Origin of the sequence: Noviherbaspirillum sp. (assembly GCF_036563305.1) — a bacterium.
Taxonomy (GTDB): Bacteria; Pseudomonadota; Gammaproteobacteria; order Burkholderiales; family Burkholderiaceae_D; genus Noviherbaspirillum.
In genome coordinates this window covers 127425-142325 of sequence record NZ_DATCMQ010000006.1, presented here as the reverse complement: position 1 = coordinate 142325, position 14901 = coordinate 127425, and the positions used below count along the sequence as shown (strand labels likewise).

Annotated in this window: 14 protein-coding genes and 4 tRNA genes; 7 read left to right on the top strand and 11 right to left on the bottom strand. The window is 62.7% G+C overall.

Annotated elements, in window-relative coordinates; genetic code table 11:
- Positions 1 to 14: 14 nt before the first annotated feature.
- Both purU and VIM12_RS04070 read right to left on the bottom strand, forming a co-directional pair.
- Positions 15 to 884, bottom strand: coding sequence for a formyltetrahydrofolate deformylase (gene purU, locus VIM12_RS04075; protein WP_331940493.1), 870 nt, complete (start codon positions 882 to 884; stop codon positions 15 to 17).
- 194 nt (positions 885 to 1078) lie between these two features.
- Positions 1079 to 1606, bottom strand: a complete 528-nt coding sequence (locus VIM12_RS04070) for a polymer-forming cytoskeletal protein (protein WP_331940337.1) — start codon at positions 1604 to 1606, stop codon at positions 1079 to 1081.
- Positions 1607 to 1871: 265 nt separating this feature from the next.
- On the opposite strand from VIM12_RS04070, the gene VIM12_RS04065 reads away from it, so the two are divergent.
- A complete protein-coding gene (locus VIM12_RS04065) occupies positions 1872 to 2900 on the top strand; it encodes an NADP-dependent oxidoreductase (RefSeq protein WP_331940336.1) in 1029 nt (342 codons plus the stop codon).
- A gap of 137 nt (positions 2901 to 3037) precedes the next feature.
- Positions 3038 to 4132, top strand: coding sequence for a YjgN family protein (locus VIM12_RS04060; protein WP_331940335.1), 1095 nt, complete (start codon positions 3038 to 3040; stop codon positions 4130 to 4132).
- Between the two features lie 107 nt (positions 4133 to 4239).
- Here VIM12_RS04060 and VIM12_RS04055 read toward each other — a convergent pair whose 3' ends face one another.
- From VIM12_RS04055 to apbC, 9 genes are all read right to left on the bottom strand, one after another.
- Positions 4240 to 4620, bottom strand: a complete 381-nt coding sequence (locus VIM12_RS04055; RefSeq protein WP_331940334.1) for a hypothetical protein — start codon at positions 4618 to 4620, stop codon at positions 4240 to 4242.
- A gap of 211 nt (positions 4621 to 4831) precedes the next feature.
- On the bottom strand, positions 4832 to 5389 hold the full coding sequence (gene efp, locus VIM12_RS04050) for an elongation factor P (RefSeq protein WP_331940333.1): 558 nt from the start codon (positions 5387 to 5389) through the stop codon (positions 4832 to 4834).
- 164 nt (positions 5390 to 5553) lie between these two features.
- On the bottom strand, positions 5554 to 6717 hold the full coding sequence (gene earP, locus VIM12_RS04045; RefSeq protein ID WP_331940332.1) for an elongation factor P maturation arginine rhamnosyltransferase EarP: 1164 nt from the start codon (positions 6715 to 6717) through the stop codon (positions 5554 to 5556).
- Between the two features lie 52 nt (positions 6718 to 6769).
- Positions 6770 to 6845, bottom strand: a tRNA-Glu gene (locus tag VIM12_RS04040).
- A 47-nt stretch (positions 6846 to 6892) separates the two neighbouring features.
- A tRNA-Glu gene (locus VIM12_RS04035) sits at positions 6893 to 6968 on the bottom strand.
- Positions 6969 to 7018: 50 nt separating this feature from the next.
- Positions 7019 to 7094: transfer RNA gene (locus tag VIM12_RS04030), tRNA-Glu, on the bottom strand.
- 58 nt (positions 7095 to 7152) lie between these two features.
- Positions 7153 to 7228: transfer RNA gene (locus VIM12_RS04025), tRNA-Ala, on the bottom strand.
- 61 nt (positions 7229 to 7289) lie between these two features.
- Complete coding sequence (gltX, locus tag VIM12_RS04020; RefSeq protein ID WP_331940331.1) at positions 7290 to 8684, bottom strand: glutamate--tRNA ligase; 1395 nt, start codon at positions 8682 to 8684, stop codon at positions 7290 to 7292.
- Between the two features lie 93 nt (positions 8685 to 8777).
- Positions 8778 to 9866, bottom strand: coding sequence for an iron-sulfur cluster carrier protein ApbC (gene apbC, locus VIM12_RS04015; protein WP_331940330.1), 1089 nt, complete (start codon positions 9864 to 9866; stop codon positions 8778 to 8780).
- Positions 9867 to 10012: 146 nt separating this feature from the next.
- Here apbC and metG point away from each other — a divergent pair, with 146 nt between their 5' ends.
- The 5 genes from metG to panC all read left to right on the top strand — a co-directional run bounded on the left by metG (position 10013) and on the right by panC (position 14847).
- Positions 10013 to 12100: a methionine--tRNA ligase gene (metG, locus tag VIM12_RS04010; protein ID WP_331940329.1), complete on the top strand. Its 2088-nt coding sequence runs from the start codon at positions 10013 to 10015 to the stop codon at positions 12098 to 12100.
- A gap of 1 nt (position 12101) precedes the next feature.
- Positions 12102 to 12611 carry a GNAT family N-acetyltransferase gene (locus VIM12_RS04005; RefSeq protein ID WP_331940328.1) on the top strand — a complete coding sequence of 170 codons (510 nt, stop codon included), beginning with the start codon at positions 12102 to 12104 and terminating at the stop codon, positions 12609 to 12611.
- Between the two features lie 258 nt (positions 12612 to 12869).
- Positions 12870 to 13079, top strand: a complete 210-nt coding sequence (locus tag VIM12_RS04000) for a DUF3460 family protein (protein ID WP_331940327.1) — start codon at positions 12870 to 12872, stop codon at positions 13077 to 13079.
- Complete coding sequence (locus VIM12_RS03995; protein WP_331940326.1) at positions 13079 to 13957, top strand: ScpA family protein; 879 nt, start codon at positions 13079 to 13081, stop codon at positions 13955 to 13957. Before VIM12_RS04000 ends, VIM12_RS03995 begins: the two co-directional genes overlap by 1 nt.
- A gap of 50 nt (positions 13958 to 14007) precedes the next feature.
- Positions 14008 to 14847: a pantoate--beta-alanine ligase gene (gene panC / locus VIM12_RS03990; protein ID WP_331940325.1), complete on the top strand. Its 840-nt coding sequence runs from the start codon at positions 14008 to 14010 to the stop codon at positions 14845 to 14847.
- Positions 14848 to 14901: the final 54 nt, after the last annotated feature.

Sequence of the window (14901 nt, the reverse complement as noted above, 5' to 3'; positions counted from 1 at the left end):
CGTCCCGGCCAGATTTACTTGAACACCACGGTCTTGTGGCCGTTGAGCAGGATGCGGTGCTCGACGAACCACTTGACCGCGCGTGCCAGCACCACGCATTCCACATCCCGGCCAATGGCCGTCAGCGTTTCCGGGTCCATCGCATGATCGACCCGCTCGACATCCTGTTCGATGATCGGGCCTTCGTCGAGGTCGCTTGTCACGAAATGGGCCGTGGCGCCGATCAGCTTCACGCCCCGCTCATGCGCCTGGTAGTACGGCTTGGCGCCCTTGAAGCTGGGCAGGAACGAATGATGGATGTTGATTGCCTTGCCCTTCAGCGCTTCGCACATCTGCGGCGACAGGATCTGCATGTAGCGCGCCAGCACCACCAGGTCGATGCCATTGGCTTTCGCAATTTCCAGCACCCGCTCTTCCTGTGCACGCTTTGCCTCCGGCGGCGCCCCGGCCGCGAGCGGCAGATGATGGAAGGGGATGTTGTAACTGGCGGATAGCTGGTAGAAATCCGTGTGATTCGACACGATCGCGGAGATCTCCACGGGAAGCAGGCCGGTCTTGTAGCGGAACAGCAGGTCGTTCAGGCAGTGTCCGATCTTCGAGACCATCAGCATCACGCGCGGCTTCTTCCGGGCGTCGTGCAACTGGGCATCCATCCGCAGTTCCTGCGCTACCTCCGCGAAATCAGCACGCAGCACGGCGTCGCTGACCGATGCGTCCTCCGCCGCAAAATGGACCCGCATGAAGAACAGCTGGGACTGTGCGTCGCCGAACTGGGCTGAGTCGATGATGTTGCAGCCGTGCGCGGCGAGGAAGCCGGACACGCGATGCACGATTCCGCGGTGGTCAGGGCAGGACAGGGTCAGGATGTATTCCGGGTGCGTCATGGCGATCAAGAGGGATGGCTGCAAATGAAAGTCTGCCATTTTCGCACGCCTCTGCCTGCGGACGCACGCATGGACAAGGCGACGCTGCGGCGACGGGCAAAGAAAAACCCGGTTTCACTTTTGCGAAACCGGGTTTTCGGGGATGCGGCGCGGCCGCATCGCAATTCTGCTGGCGCTGCAGTGGCGGAGGGTTGTTAGCCGACCTTGGCAACCGACAGGGGCTTGGCAGCGCCGCTGGCGACGACCTGGATGTCGCCGGAGAGCTGGCCGCCTTCCTCGATAACAACCTTGCCGTAGCGGACCTTGCCCGACACCTTGCCGGTCGAGTAGATGACCAGCTTCTGGCGCACGGTCAGCTCGCCGTCGAACTCGCCGTGGATTTCGGCGAAATCGACTTCAGCGGAACCCTTGAAGGCGCCGGATTCGGCGATCTGGATCAGGCGCGCTTCCATTGTCGCTTCGACGCGGCCCTGGACAACGAGGGTGTCGCAATCGGCGAGTTCGCCCTTCAGTTTGATGTTCTGGCCGACGATCAGCTTGCTGCCGCCTTCGGTCGTGGTGGCGACATTGTCGGTGCTGCCCGTGGTACCGGTATTGCCGCTGGCCGCCATGCTCTTCGAGAAGCCGCCTGCCGAACCGCCCGGAACGATGCCGCTGGCGGTATTGAGGGGGGAATTTGGCTGGTTGTCGCGCTTGCCAAAGAGCGTTTCGGAACGAAGCATGTGATCTCCTGAATGATCAGAGTAGTGGAACGAACGATTTCAGTGTCATCGAGACGAACGAGCACGCGCACGAATCGGAAACGAGGCAACACCTGAACTCGCGTTGCAGTGAGCAAATTATTGAACCGCTGCAACGTCGCGGTTCTGCTTTGTTGCCTCGGGCGCGGAAAAGTTCAAGCTCGACTTAAATTGTTACAATCGGGAAAAACCGCACGATCGTTCACTTCTGTGTATAGTGACGGCTGCATAACAAAGGAGACTGAGCATGAGCGAATCCATCACGAACAAGCAGGTGCGCCTCGCCGCCCGCCCGGTCGGCCTGCCCAAGCAGAGCGACTGGAAGTTTACCTCCGCAACGGTGCCCGATCTGAAGGAGGGCGAAGTCCTGATCAAGTCGCTGTACCTGTCGCTCGACCCCGCCATGCGGGGCTGGATGAATGAAGGACGGTCCTACATCCGCCCGGTGGCCATCGACGAAGTGATGCGGGCGGGCGGAATCGGCAAGGTGGTCGCTTCCCGCTCGCCGCGCTTCGCCGTCGGCGACCATGTCGCCGGCACGCTGGGCGTCCAGGAATACTGGAGCGGCCCGGCCGACGACCGCGAGGTCGCACTGCACAAGATCGACCCCGCGGCCGTCCCGCTTCCCAAATACCTGAACGCGCTCGGCATGCCGGGAATGACCGCATACTTCGGCCTGCTCGAGATCGGCATGCCCAGGGCCGGCGAAACAGTGGTCGTCTCGGGCGCCGCCGGCGCCGTCGGGCAGACCGTGGGCCAGGTGGCAAAGCACAAGGGCTGCCGGGTGGTCGGCATTGCGGGCGGCAAGGAAAAATGCGACTTCGTCGTCAACGAACTGGGGTTCGACGCCTGCATCGACTACAAGAACGAGTCGGTACGCGAGGGCCTCAAGAAGCATTGCCCGAAGGGCGTCGATATCTACTTCGACAATGTCGGCGGGGAGATCCTGGACGACGTGCTCGCGAAACTGGCGATGAAGGCCCGCATCGTGATCTGCGGCGCGATATCGCAGTACAACAACACGACGCCGGTGCGCGGTCCTGCGAACTACATGTCGCTGCTGGTGAATCGCGCCCGGATGGAAGGCATGGTCGTGTTCGACTATGCCGATCGCTACCATGTCGCAGTCGCGGAGATGAGCCAGTGGATGAAGGAAGGCAGCTTCAGGTCCCGCGAGGATATCGTCCAGGGACTCGAGAAGTTCCCCGAGGCCTTGCTGATGCTGTTCGAAGGCAAGAACTTCGGCAAGCTGGTCCTGCAGGTGGCGGCCGAATAGACACAAGACAGATCCAGCCCATGAGATGGCACAGCAATGCTGTGCCATTTTTGTATCCAGATCATTCGTTCCATTGACTAGCGGACAATTGTGCTGCACCCTTGCTCGTTGTCAAAAAGCTAAGCAAGGGAGCGATCATGGGGCGAATGAATGACCTCGGCGCGCCGATGACGGTGCTGTATGTCGAGGAGTCGGGGAGCCAGGCCCAGCGCCTGGTGTTCAACGGAAGCGGTGCCGGCTATTTCCGAGTATGGGTGACCGGCGTCTTGCTGACGGTCGCTACGGCGGGTATCTACGCCGCGTGGGCAAAGGTGCGAAGGATGCGCTACTTCTGCGAGAACACCAGTTTGGGCCACGCCTGTTTCGCCTACCATGGCACCGCCCAAGCCATCCTGCGGGGCAGGATGGTCGCCCTGCTCTTCCTCGCCGCCTGCGTTGTCTCGTGGCAGATCGCCGCCGCTGCCGGCCTGCTCATGAGCGCGGTGCTGGCTGTGCTGCTTCCCTGGCTGAACTGGAAGACCCTGCAATTCAAGCTGCACAACAGCAGTTATCGGGGCATCCGTTTCGCCTGCGGCGGGACCGCCCAGCGGGTTTATCTGGTGTACCTCCTGATGCCGGCGATGACGATGTTCAGCCTTGGCATGCTTGCGCCATTTTCCCATCACCGGCTCAGAAAATTCCAGCTCGAGGAGAGCCGTTTCGGGGCAACCTACTTTTCATTCCATGCCGGCGCGGGGCAGTACTACATCCTCTATGCAAAAGCGCTCGCACTCGGTATCGCCGGCCTGGCACTGATCGCCTATGGATTCAACGGCCTGTTTGCCGAAATTGGCCGCGCTGGTGGCCTGCGGCAGGCGGGCAACGCGGCCGAACGCCAGTTCCTCGCTTTCCTTTTCGTCGTGTATTTGTGGATGTCCCTGGTGACGACGGTCGCAGGCGCACTCCTTCAGAAGATCGTCTGGAATCGCACCCGTCTCGGCGGCCATCAGTTCCGTTGCGAGATCAGTATCGGCAAGACCGCGTGGATTGCCGTCAGCAACCTCGCCGCTGTGATCGTGACCCTGGGGCTCTTCGTTCCGTTCGCGCAGGTACGCATGTTGCGGCACCGGCTGGAGTCCGTCACTTTCATTCCAGCCGGCAGCCTGGACGGCTATATCGAAACCAGCCACGGCATCGTGACGGCGACCGGCGATGCCTTGGGCGAGACGCTCGAATTCGACCTTTCGCTGTAGGCGCGCACTCAGGAGCTTTCCCTGTCCGGTGCCAACCGGCAGCCGTCCCGCTTGTGCACTCGTCGGTACAGCATGTCAGGAACCAGGCGGGACCGGGATTACAGCGCTCACCGCATCGGGCGGCACTGACGCAACTCGCAACGCGCCAAAAACACCCGGCCGTCATCACAATGCATGCGATAGACCTCGACCGGGCCCTTTTCGGTCACCAGTCCGGCTCCCTGGCCACCGCTGCATCCGGCCCCCTTGGCAAGCTTCTCGACAGTGGCGGAGGACGCCCCTGCACGAAACGCGACCTTTTCGATTGTCACCTGCCCTGCCGCGTCGCGGATGCTCACGACATTCCCCGGCGCCGTCCCGCGCGCCGGCGCGGATGCGGGCGTTGCCTGCTCGGGTGCGACGACGGCAGCACGTTCCGCGGGCGGAGTGCTTGCGCATGCGGCAAGAACGATGGAAGCGCATGACAGGGTCAACGGCAGTCTCTTCATGGGCGATGCCTCCTCAAATCGGTGGATCTTCAAAAGCGCGAGTGTATACCTTGGCAACGTCCGGCGGCAACGATGCGGCAAGGTCGCAGCACCGGTGCGACAACACGGTCGCCCGGGTATGCCGTATGCGCAGGCGCCATCGTGCCGCCGGCAATGGCGGCGCACGAAAAAAAAGCGCTGCATGGCGCAGCGCTTTTTCGATGAGCAAGTCTTACTTGGATCGGCTCTTGTACTCGCCGGTGCGGGTATCGATCTCGATCTTGTCGCCGATATCCACGAACAGCGGCACAGGGATCTCGAAACCGGTCGCGATCTTCGCGGGCTTCAGCACCTTGCCCGACGTATCGCCCTTGACGGCCGGCTCGGTATAAGTCACTTCGCGGACGATGGTGGTCGGCAGTTCGACCGAGATGGCCTTGCCGTCATAGAACACGGCTTCGCATTGCATGCCGTCTTCCAGGTAATTGAGCGAGTCGCCGAGGTTTTCCGTTTCGATTTCGTACTGGTTGTATTCCTCGTCCATGAAGACATACAGCGGATCGGCGAAATACGAGAAGGTGACCGGCTTCTTTTCGAGCACGACGACATCGAACTTGTCGTCGCCGCGGAACACGTTTTCCAGCGGCGCGTTCGTCAGAAGATTCTTCATCTTCCACTTGTAGGTGAAGCCCGTGCGGCTCGAACCGTTGACGTCGGAGCGCAACAAGATGAACGGCTTGCCGTCGATCATGACGATATTGCCGACGCGAACTTCTTTTGCAGCTTTCATAGCGAATTTATAAAAATGGGTTGTTTTAAATACAGGCCGTCGCCTCTGAAGACCGAGACAGGTTGACGCAATCTTTGACAGACCGGATCGGGCGCATGTACGGACAGCCCGGGATTATACCAGCGCTGCGCCACGTTCCATCATTCCCGATGCCTGACGTGTCGCTAGGGGCGGACCTGCTCCCGAAGCGTGCCGGCGAAGGCCAGCATGCTGGAGGCGAGATCGCCAAGGGCATGCATCTGCCCGCTCCACTCCACGGCGCGGCGTACGTTTCCGTCCAGGTCTGCGCACAGCGCATCCCACAACTGCGGCCAGGCCTGCTGTGCCGTGGCACCATTCCATGCCAGAGAAAACGCTTCCAGCCCCTCCAATTCCGACGCATAACGCTGCAGGAAGGCGCGCAGCTTCTTGTGGTGCAGGTTCTCGTCCTGGGGGTAGATATGCCAAACGAAAGGACGCTGCGCCCACTGGGCGCGCACGAAGGAATCCTCGCCGCGCACGAAGTTCAGGTCGCAGGCCCACAGCAGGTAGTCATAGTCGGGCTGCGGCACGAACGGAATGACGCGCACGGTCAGCGCACCTTGGGCATGCACGGCGCCGGGACGAGGTGCCCTTCCGAGAAATGACTGCACCGCCTCGGCTGCGACGCCTTCGGGCACGAGGCAGGTCACCGCGGTGCCGCCACTGCTCCAGGCCGCGAACAATTCCGCCAGCGGGGCATGCGGATAGCAGAACAGCGAAACTTTCATGGCGGCCATCTCGGCTGGACTCACACCCAGTTGCCCGAGGAAGCCCTGCATTGCCGCCGGATCGGACTGGAAGCGCTGTCGCTCTTCGTCGAGACCGGCTTCGCGCAGCAGTCCACCCGTCTTTGCCGTGAAGCCGGGATAGAAAAAATGCTTGGTCAGTGGCAGGCGCGGATGCATCGATGGCAAGGTGTGGCAGCCCTCGACCCACGCCTCGGCAGTCAGTCCTTCCAGGTTCAACCAGACCGGACGCGGCTCGCATTGCGCCATCGCGGCGACATAGGGAGGCGGAAGTTCGCAGCCGAAGAATTCGATGACGATGTCCGGAATGTCCCGCGGCGCATACGCGCCGTCCTGGACGCGCCAGTGGCGCACTTCGATGCCCTGCACATGCTGAACCTCGGCATCGGGAACGACTTCGGGACAAAGCCTACGGAAGCTCTCCAGATCGTCGACCCACAGGGTCACTGCAATGCCGCATTCGCGTCGCAACTGCAGCGACAGACGCCAGCAGATGCCGATGTCGCCGAAGTTGTCGATGACCTTGCAGAACAGGGCAAGTGATGTCGTGGGCACGTTCATGCGCAACAAATGAGAACAACCTTGGATCTCTTTTGGGATACGCGGTTTTATTTGGCGTCCCCACGGGGATTCGAACCCCGGTACTCACCGTGAAAGGGTGATGTCCCCGGCCTCTAGACGACAGGGACAGAACTGTGCGGAAAATAAAAACGCCACGCATGCGTGGCGCTTGATCTGGCGTCCCCACGGGGATTCGAACCCCGGTTATCGCCGTGAAAGGGCGGTGTCCTAGGCCTCTAGACGATGGGGACAGAACCTGTGCCGAAAATAAAAGCGCCACACATTTGCGTGGCGCTTAATCTGGCGTCCCCACGGGGATTCGAACCCCGGTTATCGCCGTGAAAGGGCGGTGTCCTAGGCCTCTAGACGATGGGGACAGTAACCTGTCATAAAACAGCCTATTTCTACTTCTTTTTCTCTATCGCATCTTGTCGCTGGTGGAGGTAAGCGGGATCGAACCGCTGACCTCTTGCATGCCATGCAAGCGCTCTCCCAGCTGAGCTATACCCCCCGTGCGAAGAAACGAGAGTATAGCAAATGTTTTTCTGGCGTGTAAATCCTCCGACAGGAATTTATCCAAGATTTTTTTCGAGGCGCGCCAGGACGACGTCGCGGCCGAACAATTCCAGCACTGCATCGATGGACGGCGTCTGCAGCTGGCCAGTGACGAACAAACGCAGCGGCATCGCCAATTGCGGCATCTTCAGCTTGTGCGCGGCGAGCACCTCCTTCATCGCGGCCGAAAGTGCAGGCCTGGTCCATTCGACGTTGCGGCATTGCTCGGCGAACTGGGCCAGCGCCGGCCTGACGGCATCGGTCGCATGCTGCGCAACGAGCGCCGGATCGGGAAGTGGCTCGCGGTAGAACAGCATTGCCGCCGAAGCTAGTTCGTTGATCGTGTTGGCGCGCTCTTTCAACAGTGCGATGACCGCCTCCAGCGCGGGCGCTCCGTCGAACTGCGCGCCCTCCTTTTCCAGCAGCGGACGAACCAGTGCGGCCAGGCGCTCGTCGTTCGAATGCTTGATGTAGTGGTTATTGAGCCATGCCAGCTTTTCCGGATTGAACTGCGCCGGCGAACGGGACAAGTGGTCGAGGTCGAACCATTGGCAGAACTGCTCCATGGAGAAGATCTCGTCGTCACCGTGGCTCCAGCCAAGGCGGGCCAGGTAATTGAGCATGGCCTCCGGCAGGAAGCCCTGCGCCGGGTACTCCATCACGCTGACTGCGCCGTGACGCTTGGACAGCTTCTCGCCGTCGGCGCCAAGGATCATCGGCACATGCCCGTACTCGGGCAGCGGCGCCCCGAGGGCGCGCAGGATGTTGATCTGGCGCGGTGTGTTGTTGACGTGATCGTCGCCGCGAATGACGTGGGTGATCCGCATGTCCCAGTCGTCGACCGCCACGCAGAAGTTGTAGGTCGGGGTGCCGTCCGGACGGGCGATGACGAGGTCGTCGAGCTCGCGGTTCGAAATCGTGATCGGCCCCTTGACGACGTCGTTCCAGGTGACGTCGCCATCGAGGGGATTGCGGAAGCGCACCACGGGTTTGCGGCCCTCGGGTATCGCGGGCAAGTTCTTGCCCGGCTCGGGACGCCAGGTGCCGTCGTAGCGCGGCTTGTCGCCGACCGCACGCTGCCGTTCGCGCATGGCCTCGACTTCCTCGGGCGTGCAATAGCAATGGTAGGCGGTGCCGGCGGCGAGCATCTGCGCGACGACCTCGCGATAACGGTCCATCCGCTTCATCTGGTAGAACGGTCCTTCGTCATGATGCAGGCCAAGCCAGTTCATGCCGTCGATGATCGCCTGCACCGCCTCCGGGGTCGAGCGTTCAAGGTCGGTATCCTCGATGCGAAGAATGAAGGTGCCGCCGAAATGGCGCGCATAGGCCCAGGAGAACAGCGCGGTGCGAGCGCCGCCAAGATGAAGATAGCCGGTCGGGCTGGGGGCAAAACGGGTGCGGACGGTCATGGCAAATAAAAACGGCCTTGGCGCGCCAAAGCCGTACTGGATGGGAGATGCGCTATTTTACCTTGTCGCCAACCGACGGCAACCGGCGCGCCCTCAGTCGTTCTTGATGACGATGCTGGGAAACTTGCTGGTCATGTCCTTCGCTTTTTCCGCGACCCTGATCGCCACCTTGCGGGCGATCGCCCGGTAGATCTCGGCCTCGCGGCCGTCCGGATCGGCGACCACGGTCGGCCGTCCGCTGTCCGCCTGCTCGCGGATCGACATGGTCAGCGGCAGCGCGCCGAGGAAGTCGACGCCGTATTCGGCGCACATCTTTTCTCCGCCGCCGTGGCCGAAGATGGCTTCGGCGTGGCCGCAGTTGGAGCAGATGTGCGTGCTCATGTTCTCGACGACGCCGAGGATCGGAATGTCGACCTTCTCGAACATCTTCAGTCCCTTGCGCGCATCGAGCAACGCAATGTCCTGCGGCGTGGTGACGATGACCGCACCGGTGACCGGTACTTTCTGCGACAGCGTGAGCTGAATATCGCCGGTCCCCGGCGGCATGTCGATGACGAGGTAGTCGAGGTCGCGCCAGTTGGTCTGCTCGAGGAGTTGCTGCAGCGCCTGGGTGACCATCGGCCCGCGCCAGACCATCGGCTGGTCGGGATCGATCATGAAGCCGATGCTGGCCACCTGCACGCCATGGTTTTCCAGCGGCTCCATGGTCTTGCCGTCGAGGGATTCGGGTTGCGCCGAAATGCCCATCATCATCGGCTGGGACGGGCCGTAGATATCGGCGTCGAGAATGCCGACCCGGGCGCCCTCGGCGGCCAGGGCCAGGGCCAGGTTGACGGCCGTCGTCGACTTGCCCACGCCGCCCTTGCCGGATGCCACCGCAATGATGTTCTTGACGTTGGCCATCACCTTGATGCCGCGCTGCACCGCGTGCGCGGTGATCTTCGAGCCGATACCGGCACTGACCTGGCCGGCACCGGGCAGCGCCCGCACGGCGTCCACCGCCATCGAGCGGATCCGGTCGAACTGGGTCCTGGCCGGATAGCCGAGCTCGATCTCGAAACGGACGTCGGCGCCGCTGACGTCGATGTTCCTGATTGCCTTGGAGGAAACAAGGTCCTTGCCGGTGTTGGGATCGACGACGCCGGCCAGTGCCGCCTTGACGGCTTCCACAGTGATGCTCATTGCTTCTCCCGTAAAATATTGCAGCAGTCTATACCAAGCGGACCTGCCCGCGTCCGCCGGCGCCCGCCGGTTTGACAGCGCGGCGCGCCGACAAGCGCCGGTGCGCTGCTAAAATGGCTGCTTTATCCAGAATAAAGCATTGCCCTATGAGCACCACTCCCCGCCGCAAGTTGTTCGTCACGACCGCCCTGCCCTATGCCAACGGCGCATTCCACATCGGCCACATCATGGAATACATCCAGGCCGACATCTGGGTGCGGTTCCAGCGGATGCAGGGGCATGACGTCTACTTCGTGGGTGCCGACGACGCGCATGGCACGCCGATCATGATCGCAGCGGAAAAGGCCGGGCTGACGCCGCAGGCGTTCGTGGCGAAGATCGCGGCGGGCCGCGCCCAGTACCTGGACGGCTTTCATATCTCCTTCGACAACTGGCATTCGACCGATTCGCCGGAGAACACCGAGCTGTCGCAGGCAATCTACCTGCGCCTGAAGGAAGCCGGCCTGATCGTGACCCGTGTAGTCGAGCGTTTCTTCGACCCGGTCAAGGGCATGTTCCTGGCCGACCGCAACATCAAGGGCGAATGCCCGAAATGCAGCGCAAAGGACCAGTACGGCGACAACTGCGAAGTGTGCGGCGCCGCCTACCAGCCGACCGAACTGAAGAACCCGTATTCGGCGCTGACCGGCGCGACGCCGGTGCTCAAGCCCTCCGAACAGTATTTCTTCAAGCTGTCGGACCCGCGCTGCATCGACTTCCTGCAGAGCTGGCTGCGGTCGCCGGGGCGCCTGCAGCCGGAAATGGTGAACAAGGTCAGCGAATGGCTGGGCAACGATGGCAGCGATCTGGCCGACTGGGACATCTCCCGGGACGCGCCCTACTTCGGCATCCCCATTCCCGGGGTCGAAGGCAAGTACTTCTATGTCTGGCTCGATGCGCCGGTGGGCTACCTGGCCAGCCTGAAGAACTACTGCGGCAAGATCGACGTCGACTACAACGCGCTGCTGAACGACCCGGCGACCGAGCAGGTCCATTTCATCGGCAAGGACATCGTCTCCTTCCACCTGCTGTTCTGGCCGGCGATGCTGCAGTTCTCCGGGCATCCGGTCATCGACAAGCTGAAGGTCAACGTGCACGGTCACCTGACGGTCAACGGCGAGAAGATGAGCAAGTCGCGCGGCACCGGCATCTCGCCGCTGCGCTACCTCGACATCAAGATGAACCCGGAATGGCTGCGCTACTACATTGCCTACAAGCTCAACGCCAAGGTCGAGGACATCGATTTCAATGCGGACGACTTTGTCGCCAAGGTCAATGCCGACCTGATCGGCAAGTACGTGAACATTGCGAGCCGCGCGGCGGGCTTCATCACGAAGCGTTTCGACGGCAAGCTCAGCGACGAGGTGTCCGGCGACGCGGCCATGAGCTGGCGCCTGCGCCTCGCGGAGCAGGAAGGCGCCATCCGCGAAGCGTACGAATCACGCGAATACGGGAAGGCGATCCGCCAGGTGATGGCGCTGGCCGACGAGGTCAACCAGTACGTCGACAGCAAGAAACCGTGGGAACTGGCCAAGGACCCGGCCAACAACCAGGAACTGCAGGATGTCTGCAGCAACCTGCTGCGCGCGTTCTACTGCCTGACGATCTACCTCGCGCCGATCCTGCCGGCGCTGGCGCGCAAGGTGTCAACCTTGTTCGGCATCGAGCGCGACCTGACCTGGGCCGACCTGCAGCAGTCGCCATCGGCGATCGGCACCTTCGAGCACCTGATGCAGCGCGTGGACCCGAAGATGCTTGAGGCCCTGTTCGAGACGCCGGAAGCACCGGCCGCCCCGACGGCATCGGCAGCGGCAGGGGCAGCGGAGGCTGCGGGCGGCATTGAGCCGATCGATGCCGAGATCAAGATCGACGATTTCGCCAAGGTCGATCTGCGCATTGCGCGCATCGTCAACTGCGAACACGTGGAGGGGTCGGACAAGCTGCTGCGCCTGACGCTGGACGTCGGCGAAGGCCGGCATCGCAACGTCTTCTCCGGCATCAAGTCGGCGTACCAGCCGGAAGAGCTGGTGGGCAAGCTGACAGTGATGGTCGCCAACCTGGCGCCGCGCAAGATGAAGTTCGGCATCTCGGAAGGCATGGTCCTGGCCGCCTCCGCCGCCGACGAGAAATCCAACCCGGGCATCTATGTGCTCAATCCCTGGCCGGGCGCCGAGCCAGGCATGCGGGTGCGCTGAAATGGACGGCGACAGTCGCCGCGGCGGCGCGGAAGCGGTCAACATCGTCGTCCGTGAAGCGGTGCTCGACGATGCGCAATGCATGGCCGACCTCACCCGTGCGTGCTGGGCGGGCAAGGTGGCGGTCACCTCGAGCGGGCATCGCGAGACCGCCGTCCGGGTCAGGCAGAACCTGCAGGACGGCGGCGGCTTCATCCTGCTGAGCGATGAAAAGCCGATCGGCTCGGTGCGCTGGATGCCGCTGGACAGCGAACCCGATACCTGGGAAATCCTGCGCATGGGCGTGTTGCCGGAATACCGCGGCCAGCATCTGTCGCAGCACCTGCTGGAGGCGGTGATCCATCATGCGATGGTGGCCGACGTGAAGGAGCTCCGGCTCGCGGTCCGCGCCGACCAGGCGCGGCTGCTGGACCTGTATGCGGCCTATGGGTTCGAGCTTGCGCCGGAACTCGAATATACCCATGCGAACCCGGTCGAGCCGCCCCCGGCGGTCATGCGCCGGCTACTCTAGTCCGGGCCGGTTCTGGTCCCGTCCCGGGCGGTCGCTGTCCGTACGACACGTCGCCGCCGGCCCCTTGCATGAGCGACGATCCGGCAAATTCCAGCGCCGGCGGCGCCCAGGCCGCGAGGACAAGAACCAAAGGCCCACGCCGCTTGTCATAGCGACAAGATCGTCTCATGCGGGCAGCAGTGCGCCGTTCCCGTAGGGGAATGACGCCGAACTCAAGGTAAAATACCGCCTGTTTTTTCCTTTGCGACTCCCGATACCATGGCATTCAGCAAGCAACAATCGCAGTACGAGTCCGAATTCACGAAGTTCCTGAAGGAGCTCAAGCAGAAGGACCCGACGCTGGAAGAGAAGCAGCGTGCCGGCCGCGCCCTTCTTTGGGACAAGGCGCCGATCGACCTGGACGCACGCCGGCGCGCGGAGGAATCCCGCGTCAAGCAGCAGCCGTACGTCTATCAGCCGAAGTCCTGATGAGCGCACAGCAGGAGTCGCTGCTGGCACACCTGCCGGCGGACGCGCCGGAGCTTGCCCTGGCGGGGCAGCCGGACTCGACGCCCGACGTGGTGGACGGCATGGCCTACGCAAAGCTTTACGGCGAACCGCTGTTCAAGCTCCCGAACGACCTGTACATCCCTCCCGACGCGCTCGAGATCTTCCTCGAGGCGTTCGAAGGGCCGCTGGATCTGCTGCTCTACCTGATCCGCAAGCAAAACTTCAACATCCTCGACATCCCGATGGCGCAGGTCACGCGCCAGTACCTGGAGTACGTCGACCAGATCCGGGTGCGCAACCTGGAACTGGCGGCGGAATACCTGCTGATGGCCGCGATGCTCATCGAGATCAAGTCGCGCATGCTGCTGCCGGTGAAGAAGGCCGACACCGGCGAGGAAGCGGAAGACCCGCGCGCCGAACTGGTGCGGCGCCTGCTGGAGTACGAGCAGATCAAGCTGGCCGCGCAGCAGCTGGATACCGTGCCGCAGCTCGGTCGCGACTACGTTCGTGCCCAGGTGCTGGTCGAGCAGACCGCCGTGACGCGCTGGCCGGATGTCAACGTCGGCGAACTGCAGGCGATCTGGGCCGACATCATGAAGCGCGCCAGGCTGACCCAGCACCATACGATTACCCGCGAGGAACTGTCGGTGCGCGAGCACATGACCGGGATCCTGCGCCGGCTCCAGTCGGCCCGCTTCGTCGAGTTCGCCGACCTGTTCGATCCGTCGCGCGGCGTGCCGGTGGTGGTCGTCAATTTCATCGCCCTGCTCGAGCTGGCGAAGGAAACCCTGATCGAGATCACGCAGGCCGAGGCGTTCGCGCCGATCTACGTGCGGCTCGCCTATTCCCCGAGCTGAACCGTCTTCATCCCGCCCCGCGCCACGCGGGGCCCTATTCCGGGCTATTCATGAAAATCATTTCTTCCGTCGATGAATTGCGCGACCAGCTGCGCGGCCAGCTGCGCACGGCTTTCGTACCGACCATGGGCAACCTGCACGAGGGCCACCTGTCGCTGATGCGCCTGGCGCGCAAGCACGGCGACCCGGTGGTCGCGTCGATCTTCGTGAACCGGCTGCAGTTCGGGCCCAACGAGGATTTCGACAAGTATCCGCGCACCTTCCAGGCCGACGTCGAGAAGCTGGAGAAGGAAGGCGTGTACGTGCTGTTCGCGCCGACCGAAAAAGACCTCTACCCGGAACCGCAGGAATACCGCGTGCGGCCGCCGGACGACCTCGGCAACATCCTGGAGGGCGAATTTCGTCCCGGCTTCTTCACCGGCGTCACGACCGTGGTGCTCAAGCTGTTCTCCTGCGTTCAGCCTAAGGTCGCGGTGTTCGGCAAGAAGGACTACCAGCAGCTGATGATCGTCCGTAACATGGCGAAGCAGTTCGCGCTGCCGACGGAGATCATCGCCGCCGAGACCTGGCGCGCCGAGGACGGCCTTGCCCTGTCTTCCCGCAACGGCTACCTCTCCGCCCAGGAACGCAGCGAGGCGCCCATGCTGTACAAGGTGCTCAACGAGGTCGCCGAGGAGGTGCGCGGCGGGCATCTCGACGTATTCGAACTCGAGCGCGCCGCCATGGCCAGACTGGGGGATCGCGGCTGGAAACCGGACTATGTCTCCATCCGCAAGCGCGCGGACCTGCAGCCGCCGTCCGCCGGCGACCTGGCAAAGAACGCGCCGCTGGTGGTACTGGCCGCGGCGAAGCTCGGCAACACCCGTCTCATCGACAACCTCGAAATCTGAGTCTGCCAAGGCAGTGATGCGGCGACCACGTCCCGCGCATGCACTCGCATGCGG

What these genes read in the sequence shown, in the direction of transcription:
- purU (WP_331940493.1), bottom strand. Translation starts at nt 884, where the DNA reads ATGACGCACCCGGAATACATCCTGACCCTGTCCTGCCCTGACCACCGC.
- VIM12_RS04070 (WP_331940337.1), bottom strand. Translation starts at nt 1,606, where the DNA reads ATGCTTCGTTCCGAAACGCTCTTTGGCAAGCGCGACAACCAGCCAAAT.
- VIM12_RS04065 (WP_331940336.1), top strand. Translation starts at nt 1,872, where the DNA reads ATGAGCGAATCCATCACGAACAAGCAGGTGCGCCTCGCCGCCCGCCCG.
- VIM12_RS04060 (WP_331940335.1), top strand. Translation starts at nt 3,038, where the DNA reads ATGGGGCGAATGAATGACCTCGGCGCGCCGATGACGGTGCTGTATGTC.
- VIM12_RS04055 (WP_331940334.1), bottom strand. Translation starts at nt 4,620, where the DNA reads ATGAAGAGACTGCCGTTGACCCTGTCATGCGCTTCCATCGTTCTTGCC.
- efp (WP_331940333.1), bottom strand. Translation starts at nt 5,389, where the DNA reads ATGAAAGCTGCAAAAGAAGTTCGCGTCGGCAATATCGTCATGATCGAC.
- earP (WP_331940332.1), bottom strand. Translation starts at nt 6,717, where the DNA reads ATGAACGTGCCCACGACATCACTTGCCCTGTTCTGCAAGGTCATCGAC.
- gltX (WP_331940331.1), bottom strand. Translation starts at nt 8,684, where the DNA reads ATGACCGTCCGCACCCGTTTTGCCCCCAGCCCGACCGGCTATCTTCAT.
- apbC (WP_331940330.1), bottom strand. Translation starts at nt 9,866, where the DNA reads ATGAGCATCACTGTGGAAGCCGTCAAGGCGGCACTGGCCGGCGTCGTC.
- metG (WP_331940329.1), top strand. Translation starts at nt 10,013, where the DNA reads ATGAGCACCACTCCCCGCCGCAAGTTGTTCGTCACGACCGCCCTGCCC.
- VIM12_RS04005 (WP_331940328.1), top strand. Translation starts at nt 12,102, where the DNA reads ATGGACGGCGACAGTCGCCGCGGCGGCGCGGAAGCGGTCAACATCGTC.
- VIM12_RS04000 (WP_331940327.1), top strand. Translation starts at nt 12,870, where the DNA reads ATGGCATTCAGCAAGCAACAATCGCAGTACGAGTCCGAATTCACGAAG.
- VIM12_RS03995 (WP_331940326.1), top strand. Translation starts at nt 13,079, where the DNA reads ATGAGCGCACAGCAGGAGTCGCTGCTGGCACACCTGCCGGCGGACGCG.
- panC (WP_331940325.1), top strand. Translation starts at nt 14,008, where the DNA reads ATGAAAATCATTTCTTCCGTCGATGAATTGCGCGACCAGCTGCGCGGC.